Source organism: Alsobacter sp. KACC 23698 (assembly GCF_045348435.1).
GTDB lineage: Bacteria > Pseudomonadota > Alphaproteobacteria > Rhizobiales > Beijerinckiaceae > Alsobacter.
Window position 1 is genome coordinate 1,456,570 of the sequence record NZ_CP157484.1, and the last position, 21,401, is coordinate 1,477,970.

A 21,401-nucleotide genomic window follows, 5' to 3' on the forward strand; every position below is an offset into this window, starting at 1 on the left:
TGAAGCCGCGCCGCCGCGGGTCAACCACGCTCGCCGCGCGGCCGCGCATGGCTGCCGCGCGCCGGGCGGCTTCGCCCCGCTGATCGGCAGGAACCATCCCCCGCCTCCCGCGCTGAGGTCGACCAGTGGACGGCGGCGCAAAGCCGGGAGATCGCGGATGCCGATGTGGGTTCAGGCGGGACTATGGGGCTTGGTGGGAGGGTCCGCGCTCGTGCTCGGCGCCGCCGCCGCATGGCTCATCAGCCTGCCGCAGCGCGCCATCGCGGCCGTGATGGCGGTCGGCTCCGGCGTCCTCATCTCGGCCGTGGCCTTCGACCTGATGGACGAGGCCTACCGGCAGGGCGGCTTTGATTCCACCTCGGCGGGCTTTCTCGCCGGCGGGGCGATCTACACCGCGGCGAACATCTACCTGTCCCGGCGCGGCGCGAAGCACCGCAAGCGGTCGGGCTCCAACCCCGCCCAGAGCCAGGCCGGCGACGGCGGCCTCGCCATCGCGGTCGGGGCGCTCCTGGACGGGGTGCCGGAATCCATCGTCATCGGCGTCAGCCTGCTGCAGGGCAAGGGCGTCAGCCTCGTCACGGTCGCGGCGGTGTTCCTCTCCAACATGCCGGAAGGGCTCTCCAGCGCCGCCGGCATGAAGAAGGCGGGGCGCGGCGCTCTCTACGTGTTCGGAGTGTGGGGCGGCATCGCGCTGACCTCGGGCCTTGCCGCCGCGCTGGGCAATGTGGCGCTCGCCGGCGCCAACCCGGAGATCATCGCGGCGACCACCGCCGTGGCGGCCGGCGCCATCCTGGCGATGCTGGCCGACACCATGATCCCGGAGGCTTTTGAGACGGCCCACGACTATGCCGGCCTTATCACGGTGGCCGGATTCCTGGCCGCCTTCGTGCTTAGCAAGCTGGGCGGCTGAGGCCGCGGCGCGGCCGGTCGCCACAGGGGGAGAGCGGGAACAATCGGGCGCCGGGGCTGTTGGCTAGCACCATTCCGACAGGAGGATATGCACATGGCCGACAAGGATCTGCGGGCGCTGTTCCTGCACCAGCTCAAGGACACCTATTACGCCGAGAACGCCATCGTGAAGGCGTTGCCGAAGATGGCCCAGGCGGCCCAGACCGACGACCTGCGCGGCGCCTTCGGCGTCCATCTCGAAGAGACCAAGAACCAGATCAAGCGGCTGGAGCAGGTGTTCAAACTCATCGGCGAAAAGCCTGAGGGCGTCGAATGCAAGGCCATCCAGGGCATCATCGCCGAGGGTGACGAGGTGGCCGAGGAGTTCGAGGGCGGCAGCGCCATTGACGCCGCACTGATCGCCGCCGCGCAGGCCGTGGAGCATTACGAGATCACCCGCTACGGCACCCTGCTGGCCTGGGCCAAGCAGCTCGGCCTGGACGAAGCCGCCGAGCTGATCAAGGCGACGCTGGTGGAGGAGGAGAACACCGACGAGATCCTCTCCGAACTCGCCGAGGACGCCGTCAATCCCGCAGCCGCGGCCTGACAGGATGATGCCCGCATGACGGGTATTGTTGATACAACGCTTTAATCTGGTTGTGTTTTGCTGGCGCCGTCGACATCGGTGGCGCCAGCATGAACGAACGTGAAGCCTACCCGCCGGCCCAGGAGCTTCGGCTGGCCGAGCTGCTCGGCGCCTTGAGCCACGCGCTGGACCTGACCGAGGGCCAACCGCCCGGGCACTGCGTCCGCTGCTGCTGGATCGGCATGCATATCGGGCGCGAGGCGGGGCTCTGCGACGCCCAGCTTTGGGATCTCTACTATACATTGCTGCTCAAGGACCTCGGCTGCAGCAGCAACGCGGCGCGGATCTGCCGCCTCTACGTCACCGACGACCTCGCATTCAAGCGAGATTTCAAGCGCATCGACGGCGGGCTGCCGCAGGCGCTTCGTTTCGTGCTGGCCCATACCGGGCTGAAGGCCGGCCTCGCCGAGCGCTTCCGGGCCATCGTCGGCATCCTGCAGAACGGCGGCGAGATCGCCCGCGAGCTGATCGAGACGCGCTGCCAGCGCGGGGCCGAGATCGCCCGGCGCATGCGCTTCAGCGAAGCCGTCGCGCAGGGGGTGCAGAATCTCGACGAGCACTGGGACGGCGGCGGCTCGCCGCTCGGCGCAGCGGGCGAGGGCATCCCGGTCCACGCGCGCATCGCGCTGATCGCCCAGGTGGTGGACGTGTTCCAGTCCGCCGACGGGCCGCAGGCCGCCATGCGCGAGGTGGCGCGCCGCGCCGGCAGCTGGTTCGACCCGGCCTGGGCGCGGGCTTTCGCCCGCGCGGCGGCCGACGCGTCCTTCTGGCGGGGGCTGAACAGCCCGACCCTGGAGCAGGACGTCTTCGCGCTGGAGCCGGCTCTGGACGGGGATCTGGTGGACGAGGACTATCTCGACGACATCGCCGCCGCCTTCGCGCAGGTGGTCGACGCCAAGAGCCCGTTCACCAGCGGCCATAGCGACCGGGTCACTCTCTACGCCGACCTGATCGCCGAGGAGCTCGGCTTTTCGGCGGCGGACCGGCGTCGCCTGCGGCGCGCCGCGCTGCTGCACGATATCGGCAAGCTCGGCGTCAGCAACAGCATCCTGGACAAGCCCGGCAAGCTCGACGAGGCCGAATGGGAGGCGATGCGCCTGCACCCGGCGCATTCTGAGACGATCCTGTCGCGCATCCACGCTTTCCGGGACCTCGCGCCCATCGCCGGAGGCCATCATGAGCGTCTCGACGGCAAGGGCTATCCACGCGGGCTCAGGGGCGACGAAATTGGTCTGGAAACCCGCATCGTCACCGCCGCCGACGTCTTCGACGCGCTAACGGCGGAGCGCCCCTACCGGGCCGCCATGCCGATTCCAAAGGCGCTCGCCATCATGGAGGAGGGGCTGGGCTCGTCCATCGACCCGACCTGTTTTGCGGCCCTGGGCCGGGCGCTGCAGCGCGTCGACGCGCTGCTGGCAACGTAGCGTCCTGCCCGGCGGAGCGCTTGCGCGGCGCGGCGGGGCGCGGCACATTCCCGCCGGAAGGCCGCCCCGGCGACGAGGGCGGCCTGCTCGTCAGGGAGAAAACGATGTCTCACAAAGCCCGCAAGCGCCCGTCCTGGAAGAAGAACACGGTCCGCTACAAGCAGATCACCGGTCCGCAGAAAACGCGCGAGGGGCAAGAGAACCGCCAGAAGAAGGACCGCTACGCCAACCGCAGCGGCTGACGCGTCGCCCTCGGATCACTTACGGCGGCCTCCCTCCTGGCGCGGGAGGGAGGCCGCCGTGATGGGGCTCAGTCCTCGTCGGCGTTGGCGATGATGTCGCAGGCCGCCTCGGTCTCCGCGTCGGTGAAGCCGGGCAGGGCGGGCGAATCGTCCTGGCCGCAATACTGCTCGACGGTGCCGTCCCGCGTGATGATCGCCGCGGCCTCGCGGGCCCTCTCCTCGTCCGCAGTCTGCGCCAACGCCTGCAGGGTTGTCAGGGAAAACGCCAGCAGGGCGGCGGTCGCGATTAGCGCGCGCATCTTGAATCTCCATGGTTCCGGGCGGGGCCTCGGACAGGAAACGACCGAACCGCGCGCGGGTTCGGCCTCTATGCCCGACGGATCGGGCGTTATTGCGCCCAGCGTCCGAGGCGTCGCTTCCAGCGCTCGTGGCGCGGAGGCTCCTGGCCGCGCAGCCGGCGGCGATAGCCTTCCGACCCGGCGTTGTCGGCCGCCTCGGCGGCGGCCGGCTCGGGATCACGCGCTTGGGCAGGCGGCATGATCGCAACGGCTTCGGGCGCCCGGGGCGGGATCGCCGATGCGGTCGACCGGGCCCTTTTCCGGGGCGCCGGCGCGGGGAGGGTGGCCCCAGACGGCGTCTGTTCCGCCTCGACGCGGTCCTGCGTCTCGACTGCGACCGGCGGCGGCGCCGTGGGCAGGAGGATGCGCCCGGTTGGGGCCGCGGACTCCGTCGGACTCGCCGGGGCCGAGACGGGCTTGGAGAAGAGCGCGTCGGCCGCCCGCCTGGCCTGGGACGCCTCCACGGGCGCCGGCTGCTGGGCGCGTGGCGCGGCATCGGGGACGGACAGCCAGGGCGTGGTCCGCGTCGTGCGGCGGGAATTCTTGATCTCGACGACGAAGGGTTTGATCGGAGTGCGCATCAGGGCTCGCTACGGCCAGAGCCGCCGGGTGGGGAGGTCGAATGCAGGTGAGTGGGGGATATCGACTCAATCATCGAAGTCCTTCCAAGTGGTAGCAAAGAGTAACGGGCATCGCAAGCGCCGCAATCCAAGATGCTTACCGCTGTTTTGACTTGGCCCGGCGGCGGGTGCCGGCCGGACATGCCGGCGCGACGAAAAACGCCGCCCCGAAGGGCGGCGCTCGCTTTCGTTGTCGGGCTGTTTCGATCGGTCAGGTGCGACGGTCGCCCTGGCCGCCGGTCCCGAAGCGGTTGGCCTCGCGGCTGTCCTCGATGTCGACCTCGGTCTTGCGGACAGTGTCGGACACGGTCTGGGTCGTGTTCCTGACGTCCTTGTTGACCGCGACCTCGCCGACCACGCGGGCCTGCTTTTCGACCACGGGGCGCTCGGAGGTCTCCGTCGCCTCGATGGTCCGCTCACGGAAGGGATCGCCCGAGACGGGACGGTCCACGGGGCGGCGCGCCACGTCGACATGCTCCTGGCGCAGGTTGACCTGTTCGGAGACGGGCTTCTCGACCGTGTAGGAGCGCACGCGGACGCGGCCTTCGTTCACTTCACGCTTGCCGACGTTCAGGCGCTCCTCGGCGACCGGGATCACCTGCTCGCCCGAGCGGCCGGTCTCGCCATAGCCTGACGAGGTTCCGCCCACGCCCGAGCCCGACGCGCCGGCGTAGCCGGTCGTGCCAGCGCCGGTGGTGCCGGCGCCGGTCATGCCCGCGCCGGTGCGGCCGAGGCCGACCGCCGAGGCGGGAGTCGAGGCGGCCATCGAGCCGGCGGCGCCGGGGGGGACGCTCGTGGCGCCCGTCGCGCCGAGGCCAGGCTCGTAGCGGCCGTTCCAGCCTTCCTTGCGCCAGTTGGACTCGCGCTCGTCGATGTTCACCGTGCCGTCGTCGTCGAGGATGTCGACGACCTTGTCGTAGAGCGCGTCATCGGTGCGCACCGTGACGAGGCTGCCGCCGCGACGCACGCCCTCGGCGTAGGTGTGGGCGTCTTCCTCGCTCACGCCGGCGCCCGTCAAGGCCCCGATGAGGCCGCCGGTCGCAGCGCCGGCGCCGGCGCCGACGAGCGTCGAGGCGAGCCAGCCGAGCGCCACCACTGGGCCGACGCCCGGGATGGCCATCAGGCCGAGGCCGGCCAGAAGGCCGGCGCCGCCGCCGAGCAGGCCGCCCAGCGTGGCGCCCGTGGCGCCGCCGCCTTCGGCGTTGTCAGCCGTGTTGTCGGACAGGCCGGAGATGCGCTCGCGGTTGGCGGGATCGTTCGAGACGAGGCTGACGGCGGAATGGTCGAGGCCGAGAGCTTCGAGGCGGCGCACGGCTTCGGCGGCCTCCTGATAGCTGTCGAACATGGCGGTGACGGTGCGGGTCATGGATATCTCCTTGAAAGGGAAGGCGTCAGGGCGGGGTCGCGCCTTACTGGATCGCGACGTTGCCCTTGAAATCGAAGCCGAACTGGACCTGCTTGCCCGCGTGCTCGGCCTTGCCGCGCCAGATCCCCTTGTCGTCCTTCTTCAGGTCGCTGATGCTCTTGAATCCGGCGCCTTCGAGGCGCGAGCGGACCTGGCCCTCGGTGAAGCTGTTGGAGCCTTCCTCGAGCTTCGCGTTGGTCGCGATGGCCCCCGTCTTCATGTCGCCGGGCTTCATGTCCGACGTGTTGGGATGGGTGACCGCAGGCTGGCCGTTGCTCTGCGCGCTGGACGGCGCGTTCCGGGCCGGGGCCGGCGCCGCGTTCGTCTGCGCAAAGGCGAGACCGGTGGAAAGGACGAGCGCGCTGGCTGCGAGCATCATGGTCGGGCGCATGTTGATCTCCCGTGTTGCGATTGGTGCTCATCAAGCGCGAACGTAACCCGATTGTTCCGCCCAAGAGGCGCTTTATTCCCTGTTCGACCTCTTCTTTTCTGCCCCAAGCTCCAGCCTATGAGAATGCTGCACCCAAAAACCGAGCAGGACAGAATGTTGCGACGCAATAGTTTCCGGACTTATGAACGTTGTTGAATCTTTAAGGTGCCGAGGCTTCGGCTTCAGGCGCCCTCTCGGACCTGGAGCGGCGCAGCGATCTTGGGCCGCACCCGGCCATGGAACCCTGTCCGCCCATGGCCCGTTCGCACATGCAATCCAGGCGACCCCTCACCATGTCCGACGACCAAGACCCCCTCGACGCGCAATCCCGGGACGATTGGCGGTCGGGATTGGGCGCCCCCGAGAGCGGCCTTCCCGAAGACCTCGCGCGGGCCCACGAGCCGCACCGCGGCCGCGATGCGGACAGCCCCGAGCAGATCCCGTCGCTGGGCTGGAAGGACATCGCCTTCAGGGTGTTCTGGTCCATCCCGGCCAACCGGCTGCTCGCCATGGCCGGGGGCGTCTCCTTCTTCGCGCTCCTGGCGGTGTTCCCGGCGATCGCCGCGATCGTCTCCCTCTACGGCCTGTTCGCGGATGCGGGAACGGTCGCCACCCACCTGGTGCTGCTGCAGGGCCTTCTGCCCGGCGGCGTCCTGGACCTCATCGCCGGCCAGATCGCGCTCATCGTCGGCAAGGGCGCGGCGACCCTGGGATGGGCCTTCCTCACCAGCCTCGCTATCGCGCTGTGGAGCGCGAACTCGGGCGCGGCCGCGCTGTTCGACGCGCTCAACGTCGTCTATGGCGAGAGGGAGAAGAGGAGCCTCGTGGTCTTCTACGCCAGCACCTTGCTGCTGACGCTGGGCATGATCACCTTCGTGATCCTGGCGCTCGGCGCGGTGGTCGTGACCCCGATCGTGATGGCCTATATTGGCATGGCGACCCCGGGGGAGCGCATCCTGGCGCTGCTGCGCTGGCCCATCATGCTGGTCGTCGTGTCGACTTGGCTCGCGGTGATCTACCGCTACGGCCCGAGCCGGGAGAGCGCCAAATGGCGCTGGGTGACCTGGGGCGGCATGACGGCCGCGACGCTCTGGCTCGCCGCCTCGATGATCTTCTCCTGGTACGTGGCCAATTTCGACAGCTACAACCGGACCTACGGCTCGCTGGGCGCCGGCGTCGGTTTCATGGTCTGGATCTGGCTCTCCGTGGTCATCGTCCTGCTCGGCGCGCAGATGAACGCCGAGATGGAGCACCAGACCGCCAAGGACAGCACCGAAGGCCGCCCGAAGCCGCTCGGCGCGCGCGGGGCCAACATGGCCGACCATGTCGGCGCCGCCCACCGCTGAGGCGATGCGCCCGGCCGAAGCGCCAGCCGCGGCCGTTCACAGGAACGGGGCGAGATCCAGCGCGACGCCGTTGGCGATCTTGGGCGCCACGAGCGCGACGTTCTCGGCGCTCTCGGAGATGGAGGCCAGCACGGCGCCCGACGACGAGCCGGCGTGGAGCGCGCCGACCCAGTAGTCGAAGCCGGCCTTCTCGGGCGCGCGGCCGAGCACGTTTTGATAGAAGCCGTTCACCAGCCCCTCGGCCGTCGGCGCCGTCCCGTGGATCGCCCGGAATTCCGACGAGGCCGAAAAGCCCTGCGCCACCTGGCCGAGGCTGGCGCCATGGTCCATCTGGGCCACCCAGTAGGACAGGCCGGCCTTGTCCGGCGTGCGGTTGAACGCGGCCTGGTAGACCCGGAAGGCCTGCCCGGCGTGGCCGTCCGCGTCGAAGGCGATCATCTGGTCGGAGAACACCAGCCGCTCGACATGGTCGTAATGCTGGTCGCCCAGCGCGCCCGCCTTGCTGTGCAGCGTCAGCTCGGTCCCCGTATGGGCGATGACGTAGTCGCCCGAGGCGCCCGGCAGGGCGACGAAGTCCGTGCCCGGCCCGGCGTCGAGGTCGATCGGCTTGGTCCCGTGCGGGACGATGACGTCCACGCCCTGCACGGCGAGGTCGGCCAGGTGGGGCGCATCGACCTGCGACGCGTCGAGGTTCAGGCCCGCCACCGCCACCACGTCCCGCACCGAGCCGGCGGCCTTGTCCAGGGTGTAGAACTCGGCCCCCGTGATCGCGGCGGCGCCGACCTGGGTCGTCGCCCCGTCCCAGCGAAGCCCCGCGGCGAGGTGGTAGTTGGCGCCGATCCCGACCGGTCCGGCGGAGAGGTCGCTGATCTCGCGATAGCCGCTGATCGAGCCCGAGAGGCCGCCCGACGCAAGATCGGCGCTCATCTGCACTGAGAACACGGTGGCCGCGAGGCCCGGCGCGGTGGCCTGCGTCGCCACCGCGATCTCGTCGAAATGGGACGAGGACGGCCCCTGGTTGAACGGGAGCGACGCGAAGGCGAAGCGCCCCGTGAAGGTGATCAGCGAGCCGTCCGCCTTGTTGAGGATGCGGATGACTTCGACGGTCGAGCCGTTGTCCCCCAGCGCCCCGTGCGCATCGAGGACGAAGGAGGGCGTGCGGATCTCCAGCGTGCTCGCGTCGACATAGCCCCCTTCCACCCCATGCTGGGCGGTACGTTCGGTCAGGAAGCCCACATAGGCGCCAAGTCCGCCTCCCACCAGCGTCGATAGCCGGGCGTTCAGGGATCCGTAGTCGCCGGAGCCCGCGCCCGACAGCGCGAGAGCGAGGGCGTCGGAATCGCCGAAATCGGACCGGATGGTGATGTTGGACAAGGCGCGCTCCTGGGCGGTGTCGGCATGGGCTGGCGTCGGGCGGGAAGCACTACCCCGCCCGCCCGGATCCGATGTGCGCGGGCGCACATCGGGCGGCTCGCCGCGTCAGATCAGGTGGAAGTCGCTGACGATGAGCTGCGACTTCGTCACGTGCTGGAGGAGGATGCTGTCGGTCGCCGTGATCTGCAGCAGCGCGCCGGACGCCGTGTCGGTCGTGCGGCCGAGCACATAGGAGGCCAGCGCCGCATCGGTCGAGATCCCCGCCAGCCCCGCGATGACGCGGTCCAGGACGATGACGTCGTGCACGGAGGTCGCGGACGCGCCGGGCTTGAAATTTGTGATCACGTCCTTGCCGAAACCGGCGTGGAACACGAAGCGGTCCGAGCCTCCGCCGCCCGTGATCGTGTCGGCGCCGGCGCCGCCGACGAAGACGACGCCGGGCGACGCATCGGTGATCTTGTCCGTCGACGCGGTGCCCAGGACCAGCTCGTTGCTGACCGCCCCCTTGTTGCCCGCCGGGTCCGTGGCGACGGCGGTCAGGGTGGTCAGCCGGTTCGCCTGGATGCCCGAGCTGGTGAAGCTCCAGTCGCCCTTCGCGTCGGCGACGATGCCGCTCGCCACCACCGAGCCGTTGGCGGAGAGCGTCACGCTTGCGCCGGCCTCGGTGTGGCCGAAGACGGTCGTCGCGGTCTTGGCGCCGGCTGTCGTGCGCGTCGCGTCCGTCAGAGCGACCGAAGGGGCGACCGTATCCACCGTCAGCACCGCCCCGGTGGAGACGGCGGCGCTGACATTGCCGGCCTTGTCCGTCGCCGCCGCCGTGAAGGCGTGCGCGCCGTCGGCCAGCTTGCCGGTGGTGAAGCTCCAGCCTGCGCTGGTGAGGGTCGCGGCCCCGATGTCGACGCCGTTGTCGAAGACCTCGACCGACTTCACGCCCGCCAGCGAGTCCGTGGCCTTGATGGTGAGCGTCTCGACGGTCTTGTTGGACAGGCCGGACACGCTCTGCGTCCCGGTCACGACGGCGGGCGTCCAGTCCAGCGTGAAGGCGACGGCGGGGCTGGAGCCCCCGCCCAGCGTGGCCGAGACGAGGTGGTTTCCCTCGACATTGGCGAGCTGTGCGGTCGCGCTCCAGGCGCCGTTCGCCTGGACGGTCGCGGTCCCGATCTCGATCGTTCCCGATGGGCCGGCGTCCAGGAGGTGGACGACGGCGCCCGCCTTGGCCGGGTCGGCCGTCCCGCTGATCGTCTGGGCCCTGGCGTTGGTCACCGCGCCCGCGGACGTGATCGCCAGGCCGCCGCCGGCCGGTCCGGACTGCGCGTCCGTGATCGTGACCGTGGCGCTCGCCCCGTTGGAGAGCGCCACCACATGCGCGTCGGAGGTCTTGCCCTCGATCGTGCCGGCGACGCCGTCATTGACGGTCTGGACGCTGACCCGCACGGAGCTTTGGCCCGCCTTGACGACCGCGGTCTGCACGGTGCCGCCGTCGACCGTGTATTTGATGACCTGGTCGGTCGCGGCCGGGCCGGGGAGGGCGATCAGGTAGGCGGCCGCGCCGCCCTCCTGCACGGAGGCCTGGCTCGCGGCGACGCTCGCCCCGAAGGCGCGCTGGAACGCGGCGCTCGCCCGGGCGTATTGCTGGATCTCGCTCATATAGCCGTTGTCGTTCACGTCCCAGTAGCTCTGGTACAGGACGTTGTGGTCCGAAAACCACTGCGCCGCCTTGCTGACGAAGACCGGCGCGTCCGAGTTCATGCCCCATTCCGAATAGGCGGTGGGCTTGCCGTGGGCGGCGGCGAAATTCTGGTGCCACTGGAGGCCATAGGTCTGCCCGACCTTGTTCGCCCAGGCGGTGGCCGGGTCGGCCGGGTCCCACTGGGTGTTGTAGTAGAAGTCCATGCCGATCACGTCGACATAGGCGTCGCCCGGATAGGCGGTGGCCGGATCCATGGATCCGCCCAGATTGACGTTCCACTCGAACTTGAACTTGGGGGACACGGACCGGAAGGCGTCGACGAAGTTCCGGTACGCCGCGATGAAGGATTGCTCCTTGCCCTGCGCGGCCCACGGCATCCAGTCGCCGTTGAACTCCTCGCCCATGCGGATGTAGATCACGCTGTCATTGGGCTGCCCGGCCAGGATCGTCTTGGCCGCCTGCACGTAGTGACTGGTGTAGGCCCCGGCGGCGGCGCTCGCGAGATCGCCCTGGTTAGCGAAGAGCGGGATGGACCAGGCGATCGAGCGGCCCGTTCCGGCCCAGAGGCCCGATTCCCAGCCGATGCTTCCGTCCCAGTCGGCCCAGTCCGCGCGTCCGGTATGCGCCCGGACGAAATCGACGGAATGGCCCAGGAACGCCTCCAAGCCGGGGATTTTCTCCGGCGAGTTGCCCACATAGGCGCCCATAGCAGTCATTGATGCCCCCGAATCAGCGGCGCTGAACGCTTGCCGCGGGGGCACTCTCGTTTTGGCGATGAAAGAAAACGTTCGGCCGAAACATCGGATTTCAACGAAAAGTCGTGAGATTCAACTTGAGGTAGAGGTAACGCCGAAAAGAACCGAGACGCCGCCTCAGAAGTCGCGACGTCGCGCCTCGGGCGGAGCCCAAAAGAGGCGAGTCGCAATCCGGTTTCCTACGGAGGAAAAAGATCAGCGCGACGTTAGTCCCGGCGGCGTCGCGCCAAGCCCGCGCGAAACGCCGACGCGCACATAGGCGCGCAGCGGCCCGGCCTCGGTCTGCGTCCGGGAGTCGACGAACGCCATGCCGGTCGCCCGGGAACCGGTGGAGGCGGCCCCGCGGGGAGCGGAGCTCGCATAGCCGGACTCGTAGCGGGCGCGGCCGCCGATCTTGACGCAGGTATCGGAGCCGGGCAGCGCGTAGAAGCCGGCGCCCAGCGCCGGGCAGGCGCGGACCGACGCGCCTGCGCCGGGGCGCGCCTCGGCGGCGGCGGCCGGCGCGGCGAGGGCCGACATCGCCATGAGAAGCGCCGCGATACGGCCCGGGACAGGATGGTGGAGCATCGGCGATCCTGACAGATGACGCGTTGGCTATATCACGCCCGTCAAGGTGGAGCCACTTGGGGAATTGTAACCTCCCGGAACCGACGCAGGGCGCATCGATTGTGGTCCGCCAACACAAGGAGGTTTCAATGACGAGCAAAGCTGCATTCAGCACGGACGAATGGGCGCGCGTGGCCGCAAGCCCGCTGGTGGCCGGCATGGCCATCACGGCGGCGGATCCGAGCGGGCTGTGGGGCCTGCTGCAGGAGGCGCTCGCCGGCGGGATGTCCCTAGCCCAGGCCAAGCAGAGCGCCTCGGCGAACCCGCTGGCCCATGAGGTCGCGGAGGACATCGCCAATCCCGAGACCCGGACCGCGATCCGCGACCGCATGAAGGCGCAATTCAAGGGCGCGCAGTTCGCGGACGTGAAGACGAAGGCCGTGGAGGAGCTGCGGGCCGTGGCCGCGCTGGTCGACGCCAAGGCGCCGAACGACGCCGCGGGCTTCAAGGCCTGGCTGCGGGAGATCGCCCAGAAGGCCGCGGAAGCCGGCAAGGAAGGCGGCTTCCTCGGCTTCGGCGGCGTCGCGGTCAGCGACAAGGAGCGCGCCACCCTCGACGAAATCTCCGCCGCGCTGTCGGTCTCCGCTTCGGCCTGAGGGTCGACGTCGCAGAAACGCGCGCGGCCCAGGCCGCGCGCGCATCGATCAGGACAGGCTCGCCAAAGCCTTACTTGCCGTGGCCGCCGCCGCCGCCGCCGCCACCGTTGCCTCCACCGTTGCCGCCGCCGCCACCGTTGCCGCCACCGCCGCCACTGTTGCCGCCGCCGCCGCCATTGCCACCGCCACCGCCGCCGGAGCCGCCGCCATTACCGCCGCCGCCACCGTTGCCGCCACCGCCGCCACTGTTGCCGCCGCCGCCGCCACCGCCGCCGGAGCCGCCGCCATTGCCGCCGCCGCCACCGCCGCCATTGCCGCCATTGCCGCCGCCGCCACCGCCACCGCCGCCGTTGCCGGATCCGCCGCCGCCGGACGAGCCGCCGGAGCCGCCGCCGCTACCTCCGCCGGACCCGCCGGCCGCGCCGCCCTTGCCGCCGCCGGAGCTGCTCGCGCCCGAACCGCCGCCGACGCCCGACCGGCCGCCCGCGCTGGCGCTCATTCCGCTGGGGCCGCCCGAGCGGCCCGCGCCGACGCCGGCCCGGCTGGTCGCCGCCATGCCCCGCCCGGGATTGGATGGGTCGCCGAAGGCCGGGTTCGCGCCGCCGACATCGTCGGCTTCCGCGCCGTTGCCGAGGCCGTTATTGCCCTTCGAGCCGCCGTGGCGTCCGGATCCGGCTTGGCCGAGCGGACCCTGGCCATAGCCGGTCTGCCCGCGCGCGGTCGTCGCCGCCATGCCGCGCCCGGGATTGGACGGGTCGCCGAAGGCGGGGTTCGCGCCGCCGACATCGTTGGATTCCGCCCCGTTGCCGAGGCCGTTATTGCCCTTCGCGTGGCCGCCATGGGAGGCGTGATGGCCCTTCCCGCCGCGGGCGTGCGACTTCGATCCCCGTCCGGGGTTGGAGGGGTCGCCGAAGGCCGGGTTCGCGCCGCCGACGTCGTCGGCTTCCGCGCCGTTGCCGAGCCCGTTATTGCCGTGGCTCACGGAGGACTGCGGGCCTGCGCCGGGCGACGTTGCGCCCGTCGAGCCGCCGATCGATCCCGTCACTCCGGTCGAACCCGTCGTTCCGGTCGAACCCGTGGAGAGGGAGCCTGTCGAGAGCGAGCCCGTCGATCCGACGGAGGTCCCGATCGCGCCGGGCGCGGTCCCCCGCGGTCCGGTGGAGACGCCGACCGCGCTCGGGGCCGATGTCGCGCCGGTGGTCCCGACGCCGACGATCCCGGCCGGAGCGCCGAGGCTCCCGGCGGGCCTGGAGAGCGAGCCCGTCACGTCCGTGGAGGAGTGGACGCCCGGGCGTCCGACGACCGACTGCCCGTCGCAGCTGCAGAGCGCCCGGCCGCCACGGTGGATCAGCGTGCAGCTGTGATGTATTCCCTGGGGCGCCACCAGATAGGCGCACATCGGGGATGTCTGTGCGATGACAGACGTCGATGAAGCGGAGAGTAGCGCTCCCAACAAGACAGTATAATGCATCCGCATGGCGCAGTCCTAGCTTTCGGCCTGCTGCGGTAAGCAGCGGCTTTTTAAGTCACACATTGGATAAACATTACTGAGATGTTGAATTAAAGTTCCCGAAAATCAGTCGATTCCGGGAAGGAAAAGTAAAACGGATTAATCGCGAGCGGCCCCGAGGCGCGCCGAAGCGGCCGGGACGGGGCCGGAAGTGGACGGGTGTGCGACGGCGAGGGCGGGTTCAGTCCGCTCCGAAGCGCCGGGCGGCGTCGCGGAACAGCCGTTCGTCGTCGGCGGCGAACTGCATGGCGCTGAGGAAATCGGCGACCCTGTAGCCGGGCACGGTCTGGTGGATCGCCGACAGGTAACCCCGCGCGTCCTCGACCCGGCCGGCGAGCGCGAGAGAGAAGGCCGCAATGGCCCTGATCTGCGCGTGCGCGTTGGGGCGGGCCGCCGCGCGGACGGCCCATTCGGCGGCCTCCTCGTAGCGGCCGAGCCGAACCAGCGCCATCGCGCGGGCCCCCAGCATGCCGAACAGCATCGGATCATAGGGGCTGAGGCGCCGCGAGTGATCCGAGAAGGCCACCGCCGCCTGCGGATCGCCGCGCTGCGAGTGCACGAAGGCGAGGGCGTAGTGGCCCTGCGCGAAATTGGGGCTGAGGTCGATCGACTGGCCCAGTTCGGCCACGGCCTCGTCGTGCTGGCCGCGAAGCCAGAGCGCGCGACCCATGGCCCAATGCGCGGCGGGATCGCGATCGTCCGACATCAGGCTGCGGCCGGCGGCCGCGAACGCGCTCTCCATTTCGCCGCGCCGATCGGCCCAGCCCTGGAAGGCGTTCTGGAAATGGGTGAAGGACAGGCCCGCATGCGCCCGCGCGAAGGTGGGATCGAGCCCGATCGCGGCTTCGAAGAACGCCCTGGCCTGCGCGTTGTCGGTCCTGTTGAACCGGTACATGTGCCAGAGACCGCGGTGATGCGCCTCCCAGGCGTCGAGCGAGTTCGGCGGCTTGAGGATCGCCCTGTTGCGTTCGGTGAGCTCGATCTCGCTGGAGACGCAGGCCACGATGCTGTCGCCGATCTCGTCGAGCACCAGGAAGGCGTCGTCCAGCCTGCGCTGGAAGCTTTCCGCCCAGACGATCCGGGCGGTCCGTGTCTCGGTGAGCTCCACCGAAACGGTCAGGCGATCCGGGCCGCGTTGCAGGGCGCCGCCCACCACATAGTCGACATTCAGCCGTCGCCCGGCCTCCTCGGTTCCGATGCGGCGCTCATGCAGCGTGAAGGTGGTGCCCTGGGCGATGACGAAGAGGCTGCGCAGCTTCGCCAGCCGGGTGATCACGTCCCGGACCAGGCCGTCCGCCGCGGCGTCGCTTCCCGTGCCGGCCTGGCGCGCGAAGGGCATCACCGCGATGGAGGCGCGCCGCGGCCCCGCCGAGGGGAGCGGCGCTCCGGCGCCGGGGTCGGGCGGGGGCTCTGGAGATGATGCGCAGGGAGCGGCGGGCGGGCCGGCGCCGCGTCGCGACCGCGCGGCGCGCCATGCCTCGCGCAGGCCCGCATGGTCGAGCCCCTCCGCCTCGAACAGCCGGACGGTCGCGGCGAGATGCGCCTCTCCGTCCGGAATGCGGTCGCGCGACGCCAGCGCGTGCAGCATCCGCTCGTGCACACGCCTGTCGAAGGGCGAGATCCGCAGCCAGTCGTCCAGATGCGCGAACACGTCGTCGTCGTCCTGCGTCAGCGCGACGAGCCGCTCCAGCACGACGGCCTGGAAGCTGCGGAAGCGACGCCGTTGGGCCGTGAGCCAGCCCTGGAACGCCGGGCAGCGCTCGATCTCCAGCCCTTCCAGCACGTCCCCGCCGGCGAGGCCGGCGAGCCGCCGCAGGGCGTCCGGCGGCGACGATCCCAATCCCTGCTGGACCGCCGCGGCGATCTCGAGCGCGTCGACGCGGACGTCGCCGAGGTCGAGCCGGATCGCGTCGCCCCGCACGTCGACGCGGCTCCGCCCGGGCGCGTCGAAGATCCGCCGCAGCTTGCTCAGCGCCCAGCGCAACTCTCCGCGCGGGTCGTCGGGAGCGTCCCAGAACATGTCGGTGAGGCGGCTGCGCTGGATGGGATGGGGTGAGAGCGCCAGGACGCCGATGAGCCCGCGCACCTTGCGCGACGGCGGCAGGGGACTCTCCAGGCCTGCCCGCAGGACGCGCAAGGGGCCGAGCAGCCGCAGCTGCGCGGGGGCGTCGGCGCCCTCCTTGTCCCGCTTCTCCGGCTCGTCCGTTTCCACGGTCATTCCCACGCGGACGCCCACGATGCCTCCCATGCGACGCCGCTAGTCTCAGGGTCGACGCGGGCAGGGCGCGGCCGGGACCGGTCCGTCCGAGCCCGGCGAACGCCCGCATCGCGGGACCAGCGACCGACGGAGATCAGCCATGCTAAGCACCGCGCAAGTCCCCCGTCAAAGCGGCGGGCTCGACACCGCCCAGTTGCAAGCCATCAAGACGCGCCAGCAGGGCGCGTGGTCGTCGGGCGATTACGCCGTCGTCGGCGTCACGCTCCAAATCGTCGGCGAAACCCTGTGCGAGGCGCTCGACCTGAAGGCCGGATCGGAGGTGCTCGACGTGGCGGCCGGCAACGGCAACGCCTCGCTCGCGGCAGCCCGCCGCTTCTGCGAGGTGACCTCGACCGACTACGTGCCGGCCCTGCTCGACAGCGCCCGCGAGCGCGCCGCCGCCGACGGGCTGGACATCGTGTTCCGCGAGGCCGACGCGGAGGCCTTGCCCTTCGCGGACGCTAGCTTCGACGTGGTGCTCTCCACCTTCGGGGTGATGTTCACGCCCGACCAGGACCGGGCCGCCGCGGAGCTCCTGCGCGTTTGCCGGCCCGGCGGCAAAATCGGCCTCGCCAACTGGACGCCGCAAGGCTTCATCGGGCAGCTCTTCAAGACGATCGGACAGCACGTGCCGCCGCCGGCCGGCGCACGCTCTCCGGCCCTCTGGGGCGACCCCGAACGCCTCGCGGCGTGGTTCGGCCCGCAGGCCGCCTCGCTGGTGGCCGAACCGCGGCGTTTCACTTTCCGCTACCGCACGCCCCGGCACTTCCTGGACGTGTTCAGGACCTATTACGGCCCGGTGCTGAAGGCCTTCGCGGCGCTGGAGCCGGCCGGGCGCGAGGCGCTCGACCGCGACCTCGAGGCCCTGGTGGCGCGTTTCAACCGCGCCACGGATGGCGGGATGGCGGTGCCCAGCGAGTATCTCGAAGTGGTCGTCACCAAGCGGTGACGCACCGATCCGGCCGGGCGTGGGCGCAAGACGCGCCCGCGCTCACTCCGCCGGCAATGGCGCCGCCGTCCGGGGGCTCGGCGCCTCGCGGCGCAGGACGAGCCAGCCGAACAGCGCCATGTCGGCGATGATCGCCAGCGAGGCGACCGCCGCGATCGGATCCCCGACCGGACGTCCGGAATGGACCAGCCCCACCCCGATGGTGAGCACGACCGTCGCCACGATCCACGCCCAGACCTGCGCCAGCGCGGCCCGGCTCCGGTCCAGCGTGGGATGGAGATGATAGAAGAGCCCGAACAGGAACAGGCTGACCCAGCCGAGAAGGTTGAGATGCGCATGGGCCGGCATGGTCGAATGGTCGCCCGACGCGGCCATCACGACGCCCCAGCCCATCCCCGCCAGAACCAGAACGACCGCCGCCTGGAAGCTCAGCGATGACGCCTTCATGGTGTGCCCTCCGCTTCGCTTGGATCCGCGGGCGGCGCGAAGCTTTTCGGTCTGGCGCCATCCCGCTGGAGCTGTATCGACGCGCAATACAACCCCAGGATGATCGAAGGCTTGCGTCGGCGCGTCAATGCGCAGCGTCGCTTCTGTGCGGGCGGGGGCCTCCGACGCGGCGCTCCGGTCGGTGCTACGCCTTGGACTTCGACGCGTTCAGGGCCGCGGCGGCCCGGATTAGGGCCTTGAAATCCTCGTGCTTGATCTCATCGCCCTCGCGCAAGTCGATGGCGCGCCGCGTGTTTCCGTCCAGGCTGGCGTTAAAGAGGCCGGCGCGGTCGGGCAGGGCCGCGCCCTTCGCGAAGGTCAGCTTGACCACGGACTTGTAGGTCTCGCCGGTGCAGATGAGGCCGTGGCGCGACCACACCGGAACGCCTCTCCACTTCACCTCTTCGACGACGCCTGGCTCTGCGCTCCTGATCAGCGCGCGGACGCGGGCCAGAATCTCGCCGCGCCAGTCGCCCAGGGCCGCGATCTTGGCGTCGATCTGCTGGGAGGCCGACACGTCGGACGGCGTCTCGGTTCCGTGGCTGGTCATCGCGATTCTCCGCCCCGTTGACGGCCGAGGTTAGCGCCCCAGGCGCGGCCGGCCAACGGAGGGTTGCGCGAAAACGCGCCTCCATCCTAGATCGCCCGATGCTGGCCTCGCCCGTCGTCCTCTATCCCGATCCGCGCCTCATCCGGCCGGCCGAGGCCGTCACGGATTTCGACGCCGACCTGGAGAGCGACGCCGGGCGCCTCCTGGCCGCGCTGACGTCCATCCCGGCCCTCGGGCTCGCCGGTCCGCATCTGGGCGTCATGCGGCGCATCGTGGCGATCGATCTCGGCGCGGCGGCTGGAGGAGCGCGCCTTTTCATCAATCCGGTGGTGACCTGGGCCTCCGCCGAGACGAACGCATTCGCGGAAGGCAGCGTTTCGCTGCCGGGCGTGCAGGAGACGCTGGCGCGGCCGTCACGCGTGCGGGTGGCGTGGGCGACGCTTTCCGGCGACCCGCGTGAGGACGAGTTCGAGGGCTTCATGGCCGCCTGTCTTCAGCACGAGATCGACCAATGCGACGGCGTGTTCTGGCTGGACCGGCTGTCGCGCCTGAAGCGCGAGAGGGCGCTGGCCCGCTTCCGCAAGCTACGCCGTTGACCGGCCGGGGCCGCCAAGGCGCCGCTGAAGGCGCAAGACAACCCGGGCGATGGTCTAAGGCGGGGCGCGCTGACGCGGGTCTGCGTCGCTCCGATCTTGTCTCCGATGCGACAACGTCAGAGCAGTAATCGGCTTTGGGGTTCCACCGTCCAGGGTGGGCTGCGAAACCTTTGATGCGGGAGACGTATTGTATAAAAGCTGAACAGTCATAGAGAATTCAGCCTCCGCGCGCGCATTTCCGCTCAAAACTGAGGTGGTTGGCGCGGCGGTGTTCAACGGAGGGGTCGGCGAAGAAGACGTGTGTTTCGGCCAGCTAGGCGACGTCGCCTTCAACGGCGACGCCGGCGCGTCCGGGCCAATCAGGCGGAAAACGTCGCCTCACGGGATATCCCGCCGGACACCGTCTTCGACATCTATGGAAGCGCTGACTCCATCGTCTCAGGCGCCTGGCGGGCTCTCGTTTTGTGGCAAGGCTCTCGATTATGGGGCGCCCCTGCACGATGTGGCGCATGGCTTCGTCAACGTGGCGGAGTTCAAGGCCGTCCACGGCGCGGCCCCGACCCATGGCGAGAACGTGTCGCGCTTTCACCAGAACGTTCAGGGCGGGCCGGCGATGAGGTGAAGGTCGGCATCGGGGTGGGGACATTGGACCGGGCGGCTCGGCCGCGGACGGGCTCGCCGGGTTCTCCCGGAGCCCGGAAAACGGGGCCCGTGTCGCTCAGGCGATCGCAAACGGCGTCAGCCTGGACCTGACCTCCTGGTGCGAAGTCCTATTCCGTCTCGTCGGAAGGGACGCGCGCGTGCTGGACGCGGCTCTGCAGCCGCTCCAACTCCCCTCTGAGCCAGTTTCCGCGCGCGGACAGGCACATGCCGTCCCACTCGCGATTGGAGATGGAGGAGCCAGCGTCTTCGAGCTCGCTTCGCAAGACATCGAAGACCTGGGTTTCGTGTCCGACTTCCGTGCTCAGGCCCGTATACTTCAAGCTTCGCCCCAGCAGTGACGCCATCGATAAACTGCCACACTACTTACGAAATCGCAAGAACAGGAGTTGGCGTTTGGTAATGTAGCGGTTAAAAATGAGGCGGGCAAGGATTTGGGCCGCACGGCGCGGTCAATCCGACAACCTGGCGTCCAGCCGGGCGTTGGCGGCCCTGAGCCAGTCGGACCGCTCGACGAGGCTCATCCGTTCCCATTGCTCGTCGGGGATGGCCATCCCAAGCCGTTCCAGTTCGGCGCGCAGCCTCCAAATAGCGCGCGCGCCTCGGCCTTCTCTTGCGGCTCGACCCTCTGTGCAGCCACGGCGCGGCCTCCGAGTCCCTGCACAGTCAGGCGTCGCACGGCGCGGCGACGCAGCCGGGAGGCCCGCTGGGCGAGCCGCGGCCGATGCGTCGGCATGCGTGAGCCTTGGGACCGGCGCTCGACGCGCGCAGGTCACTGAACCAGCACCGCGCCGACGTCGCCGGTGGCGGTCATCACGGTCGTGGGCTCGTCAGGCTTGTCGATGCTGATGACGGCCGAGGAGTTCACCATCAGCGTGTACGCGACCAGCGCCATCTTGTGCGACGAGATGCTGGCCTGAGAGTTGAGCGTGACGTTGCGGCTCGGCAGGTAGAACAGGCCCTCGACCTGCTGGGATGCGTTGGCGTTAAGGACGATGTTGCTGCGCGTCGTGAGCGCCGGCTCGTACATCGAGATCCCCGCATAGGTTCCCGCGCTCGGCGGCGTCATGTCGAGCTGGGCGTTGGAGTTGAGCTGGATGTAGCTGCCTGAGTCCTTCAGGTAGAAAATGACGCCCTTGGCCGTGGCGTTGACGTTGCTGCCCAGGTTGAGCGCACCGCTGATGACGTAGAACCCGGGCTTGAAGGTCAGCGTCACATTGGAGTTGACGTTCAGATTGCAATACAGGCCCGGATCGAGGCTGATGGTGGTGTTGCTGTTGATCACCTTGGTCGTCGAGCAGGCCGCATAGGCGACCGGCGCCGGCAATTTGCCCGCGAAGGGGTCGGCCATGGCGGAGCAACCGGTCTTATAGCTGTCCCTCCGGGCGGAGCCGTTCAGCACGATGCCGCCGGAGTCGCACAGCCGCTTGGCGTTCACCACCGCCGACGAATTGAGCATGACGGCGGCGCTGTCGCGCGACCGGACGTGGATCTCGCAATTGGGAGCGTCGATGGTGGCCGACGAGTTCAGCGTCAGGGCGGTTCCGGTCGGGGCGACGGTCAGCATGCAGACGGGCTGGGAGCTTCCCCCGGCCTTGGCCCCGGCCTGAAGGTCGATCCGGCTGCCGGTCGCCCCCGCCAGCTTCATCAGGCTCGTCTGAGAGGTGACCGTCGCCTTGCCCCAGAACACGCCGGTGCTAGAGTCTGTCCAGAACCGGACGCTGTCGTCGGTCCCGGCGTTTGCGCCCATGCCGGCCAGATACACGGCCGTCGCGGCGTCAGGCCCGTTCGAGGCCGCCGATCCGGTCAAGACAGCCGCATCGAGCGCGTTGCGCGCCGCCTCGCGCACCCGGACATTCTGTGAATAGTCGATCGCCAGTCCTGACACGAAGAGGATCGGCGCCGTCAGCACCGCGAAGGGCACCGCGAAAGAACCACTGTCCGAGCCTATGAAACGGCGAAGCGTCTGCATCATGTTGAAGCCCTCTGGACGCAGAGGTTGCGCTCAGAATGCTAAATGTCGGCGATGGAAA

At 69.8% G+C, this 21,401-nt stretch carries 22 protein-coding genes; 10 read left to right on the top strand and 12 right to left on the bottom strand.

The window, feature by feature from the left end; translation table 11 throughout:
* The first annotated feature begins 157 nt into the window (after positions 1–157).
* The 4 genes from ABEG18_RS06675 (at position 158) to ABEG18_RS06690 (ending at position 3,200) form a co-directional block, all read left to right on the top strand.
* On the top strand, positions 158–910 hold the full coding sequence (locus ABEG18_RS06675; protein WP_406857302.1) for a ZIP family metal transporter: 753 nt from the start codon (positions 158–160) through the stop codon (positions 908–910).
* Between the two features lie 93 nt (positions 911–1,003).
* Positions 1,004–1,495, top strand: coding sequence for a ferritin-like domain-containing protein (locus ABEG18_RS06680; protein WP_406857303.1), 492 nt, complete (start codon positions 1,004–1,006; stop codon positions 1,493–1,495).
* A gap of 89 nt (positions 1,496–1,584) precedes the next feature.
* A complete protein-coding gene (locus ABEG18_RS06685; protein WP_406857304.1) occupies positions 1,585–2,958 on the top strand; it encodes an HD-GYP domain-containing protein in 1,374 nt (457 codons plus the stop codon).
* Between the two features lie 104 nt (positions 2,959–3,062).
* The gene (locus ABEG18_RS06690; RefSeq protein WP_406857305.1) at positions 3,063–3,200 is read left to right on the top strand and encodes a hypothetical protein; all 138 of its coding nucleotides are present in this window, start codon (positions 3,063–3,065) and stop codon (positions 3,198–3,200) included.
* Positions 3,201–3,268: 68 nt separating this feature from the next.
* On the opposite strand, the gene ABEG18_RS06695 is transcribed toward ABEG18_RS06690, so the two are convergent.
* The 4 genes from ABEG18_RS06695 to ABEG18_RS06710 all read right to left on the bottom strand — a co-directional run bounded on the left by ABEG18_RS06695 (position 3,269) and on the right by ABEG18_RS06710 (position 5,954).
* Positions 3,269–3,499, bottom strand: coding sequence for a hypothetical protein (locus ABEG18_RS06695; RefSeq protein ID WP_406857306.1), 231 nt, complete (start codon positions 3,497–3,499; stop codon positions 3,269–3,271).
* 89 nt (positions 3,500–3,588) lie between these two features.
* On the bottom strand, positions 3,589–4,119 hold the full coding sequence (locus tag ABEG18_RS06700) for a hypothetical protein (RefSeq protein WP_406857307.1): 531 nt from the start codon (positions 4,117–4,119) through the stop codon (positions 3,589–3,591).
* Positions 4,120–4,369: 250 nt separating this feature from the next.
* The gene (locus tag ABEG18_RS06705) at positions 4,370–5,524 is read right to left on the bottom strand and encodes a YsnF/AvaK domain-containing protein (protein ID WP_406857308.1); all 1,155 of its coding nucleotides are present in this window, start codon (positions 5,522–5,524) and stop codon (positions 4,370–4,372) included.
* Positions 5,525–5,567: 43 nt separating this feature from the next.
* On the bottom strand, positions 5,568–5,954 hold the full coding sequence (locus ABEG18_RS06710; protein ID WP_406857309.1) for a hypothetical protein: 387 nt from the start codon (positions 5,952–5,954) through the stop codon (positions 5,568–5,570).
* A 332-nt stretch (positions 5,955–6,286) separates the two neighbouring features.
* Here ABEG18_RS06710 and ABEG18_RS06715 point away from each other — a divergent pair, with 332 nt between their 5' ends.
* The gene (locus ABEG18_RS06715; protein ID WP_406857310.1) at positions 6,287–7,339 is read left to right on the top strand and encodes a YihY/virulence factor BrkB family protein; all 1,053 of its coding nucleotides are present in this window, start codon (positions 6,287–6,289) and stop codon (positions 7,337–7,339) included.
* 36 nt (positions 7,340–7,375) lie between these two features.
* Here ABEG18_RS06715 and ABEG18_RS06720 read toward each other — a convergent pair whose 3' ends face one another.
* The 3 genes from ABEG18_RS06720 to ABEG18_RS06730 form a co-directional block, all read right to left on the bottom strand.
* A complete protein-coding gene (locus tag ABEG18_RS06720; RefSeq protein ID WP_406857311.1) occupies positions 7,376–8,713 on the bottom strand; it encodes a DUF4214 domain-containing protein in 1,338 nt (445 codons plus the stop codon).
* A gap of 105 nt (positions 8,714–8,818) precedes the next feature.
* Complete coding sequence (locus ABEG18_RS06725) at positions 8,819–11,119, bottom strand: Ig-like domain-containing protein (RefSeq protein WP_406857312.1); 2,301 nt, start codon at positions 11,117–11,119, stop codon at positions 8,819–8,821.
* Positions 11,120–11,353: 234 nt separating this feature from the next.
* Entirely contained in the window at positions 11,354–11,725 is a 372-nt protein-coding gene (locus ABEG18_RS06730; RefSeq protein WP_406857313.1) for a porin, read from the bottom strand.
* 128 nt (positions 11,726–11,853) lie between these two features.
* On the opposite strand from ABEG18_RS06730, the gene ABEG18_RS06735 reads away from it, so the two are divergent.
* The gene (locus ABEG18_RS06735) at positions 11,854–12,360 is read left to right on the top strand and encodes a hypothetical protein (protein ID WP_406857314.1); all 507 of its coding nucleotides are present in this window, start codon (positions 11,854–11,856) and stop codon (positions 12,358–12,360) included.
* A gap of 70 nt (positions 12,361–12,430) precedes the next feature.
* On the opposite strand, the gene ABEG18_RS06740 is transcribed toward ABEG18_RS06735, so the two are convergent.
* Positions 12,431–13,342 carry a hypothetical protein gene (locus tag ABEG18_RS06740; RefSeq protein WP_406857315.1) on the bottom strand — a complete coding sequence of 304 codons (912 nt, stop codon included), beginning with the start codon at positions 13,340–13,342 and terminating at the stop codon, positions 12,431–12,433.
* On the opposite strand from ABEG18_RS06740, the gene ABEG18_RS06745 reads away from it, so the two are divergent.
* Positions 13,329–13,724 carry a hypothetical protein gene (locus tag ABEG18_RS06745; RefSeq protein WP_406857316.1) on the top strand — a complete coding sequence of 132 codons (396 nt, stop codon included), beginning with the start codon at positions 13,329–13,331 and terminating at the stop codon, positions 13,722–13,724. The two genes, ABEG18_RS06740 and ABEG18_RS06745, sit on opposite strands and share 14 nt — an antisense overlap.
* Positions 13,725–14,051: 327 nt before the next feature.
* Here the strand turns inward: ABEG18_RS06745 and ABEG18_RS06750 are convergent, their stop codons facing one another.
* The gene (locus ABEG18_RS06750) at positions 14,052–16,088 is read right to left on the bottom strand and encodes a tetratricopeptide repeat protein (RefSeq protein ID WP_406857317.1); all 2,037 of its coding nucleotides are present in this window, start codon (positions 16,086–16,088) and stop codon (positions 14,052–14,054) included.
* A 139-nt stretch (positions 16,089–16,227) separates the two neighbouring features.
* On the opposite strand from ABEG18_RS06750, the gene ABEG18_RS06755 reads away from it, so the two are divergent.
* A complete protein-coding gene (locus tag ABEG18_RS06755; RefSeq protein WP_406857318.1) occupies positions 16,228–17,076 on the top strand; it encodes a class I SAM-dependent methyltransferase in 849 nt (282 codons plus the stop codon).
* A 42-nt stretch (positions 17,077–17,118) separates the two neighbouring features.
* Here the strand turns inward: ABEG18_RS06755 and ABEG18_RS06760 are convergent, their stop codons facing one another.
* Both ABEG18_RS06760 and ABEG18_RS06765 read right to left on the bottom strand, forming a co-directional pair.
* Positions 17,119–17,523 carry a hypothetical protein gene (locus tag ABEG18_RS06760; RefSeq protein ID WP_406857319.1) on the bottom strand — a complete coding sequence of 135 codons (405 nt, stop codon included), beginning with the start codon at positions 17,521–17,523 and terminating at the stop codon, positions 17,119–17,121.
* A gap of 184 nt (positions 17,524–17,707) precedes the next feature.
* Positions 17,708–18,112, bottom strand: coding sequence for a DUF1801 domain-containing protein (locus ABEG18_RS06765; RefSeq protein ID WP_406857320.1), 405 nt, complete (start codon positions 18,110–18,112; stop codon positions 17,708–17,710).
* Between the two features lie 98 nt (positions 18,113–18,210).
* Here ABEG18_RS06765 and ABEG18_RS06770 point away from each other — a divergent pair, with 98 nt between their 5' ends.
* Both ABEG18_RS06770 and ABEG18_RS06775 read left to right on the top strand, forming a co-directional pair.
* Positions 18,211–18,708: a peptide deformylase gene (locus ABEG18_RS06770; protein ID WP_406857321.1), complete on the top strand. Its 498-nt coding sequence runs from the start codon at positions 18,211–18,213 to the stop codon at positions 18,706–18,708.
* A 415-nt stretch (positions 18,709–19,123) separates the two neighbouring features.
* A complete protein-coding gene (locus ABEG18_RS06775) occupies positions 19,124–19,330 on the top strand; it encodes a hypothetical protein (RefSeq protein WP_406857322.1) in 207 nt (68 codons plus the stop codon).
* Positions 19,331–20,140: 810 nt separating this feature from the next.
* Here the strand turns inward: ABEG18_RS06775 and ABEG18_RS06780 are convergent.
* Complete coding sequence (locus tag ABEG18_RS06780) at positions 20,141–21,343, bottom strand: TadE/TadG family type IV pilus assembly protein (protein WP_406857323.1); 1,203 nt, start codon at positions 21,341–21,343, stop codon at positions 20,141–20,143.
* Between the last annotated feature and the right edge of the window lie 58 nt (positions 21,344–21,401).

Coding starts and splice junctions, on each gene's coding strand:
- ABEG18_RS06675 (WP_406857302.1), top strand. CDS start 158: ATGCCGATGTGGGTTCAGGCGGGACTATGGGGCTTGGTGGGAGGGTCC.
- ABEG18_RS06680 (WP_406857303.1), top strand. CDS start 1,004: ATGGCCGACAAGGATCTGCGGGCGCTGTTCCTGCACCAGCTCAAGGAC.
- ABEG18_RS06685 (WP_406857304.1), top strand. CDS start 1,585: ATGAACGAACGTGAAGCCTACCCGCCGGCCCAGGAGCTTCGGCTGGCC.
- ABEG18_RS06690 (WP_406857305.1), top strand. CDS start 3,063: ATGTCTCACAAAGCCCGCAAGCGCCCGTCCTGGAAGAAGAACACGGTC.
- ABEG18_RS06695 (WP_406857306.1), bottom strand. CDS start 3,499: ATGCGCGCGCTAATCGCGACCGCCGCCCTGCTGGCGTTTTCCCTGACA.
- ABEG18_RS06700 (WP_406857307.1), bottom strand. CDS start 4,119: ATGCGCACTCCGATCAAACCCTTCGTCGTCGAGATCAAGAATTCCCGC.
- ABEG18_RS06705 (WP_406857308.1), bottom strand. CDS start 5,524: ATGACCCGCACCGTCACCGCCATGTTCGACAGCTATCAGGAGGCCGCC.
- ABEG18_RS06710 (WP_406857309.1), bottom strand. CDS start 5,954: ATGCGCCCGACCATGATGCTCGCAGCCAGCGCGCTCGTCCTTTCCACC.
- ABEG18_RS06715 (WP_406857310.1), top strand. CDS start 6,287: ATGTCCGACGACCAAGACCCCCTCGACGCGCAATCCCGGGACGATTGG.
- ABEG18_RS06725 (WP_406857312.1), bottom strand. CDS start 11,119: ATGACTGCTATGGGCGCCTATGTGGGCAACTCGCCGGAGAAAATCCCC.
- ABEG18_RS06730 (WP_406857313.1), bottom strand. CDS start 11,725: ATGCTCCACCATCCTGTCCCGGGCCGTATCGCGGCGCTTCTCATGGCG.
- ABEG18_RS06735 (WP_406857314.1), top strand. CDS start 11,854: ATGACGAGCAAAGCTGCATTCAGCACGGACGAATGGGCGCGCGTGGCC.
- ABEG18_RS06750 (WP_406857317.1), bottom strand. CDS start 16,088: ATGACCGTGGAAACGGACGAGCCGGAGAAGCGGGACAAGGAGGGCGCC.
- ABEG18_RS06755 (WP_406857318.1), top strand. CDS start 16,228: ATGCTAAGCACCGCGCAAGTCCCCCGTCAAAGCGGCGGGCTCGACACC.
- ABEG18_RS06760 (WP_406857319.1), bottom strand. CDS start 17,523: ATGAAGGCGTCATCGCTGAGCTTCCAGGCGGCGGTCGTTCTGGTTCTG.
- ABEG18_RS06765 (WP_406857320.1), bottom strand. CDS start 18,112: ATGACCAGCCACGGAACCGAGACGCCGTCCGACGTGTCGGCCTCCCAG.
- ABEG18_RS06770 (WP_406857321.1), top strand. CDS start 18,211: ATGCTGGCCTCGCCCGTCGTCCTCTATCCCGATCCGCGCCTCATCCGG.
- ABEG18_RS06775 (WP_406857322.1), top strand. CDS start 19,124: ATGGAAGCGCTGACTCCATCGTCTCAGGCGCCTGGCGGGCTCTCGTTT.
- ABEG18_RS06780 (WP_406857323.1), bottom strand. CDS start 21,343: ATGATGCAGACGCTTCGCCGTTTCATAGGCTCGGACAGTGGTTCTTTC.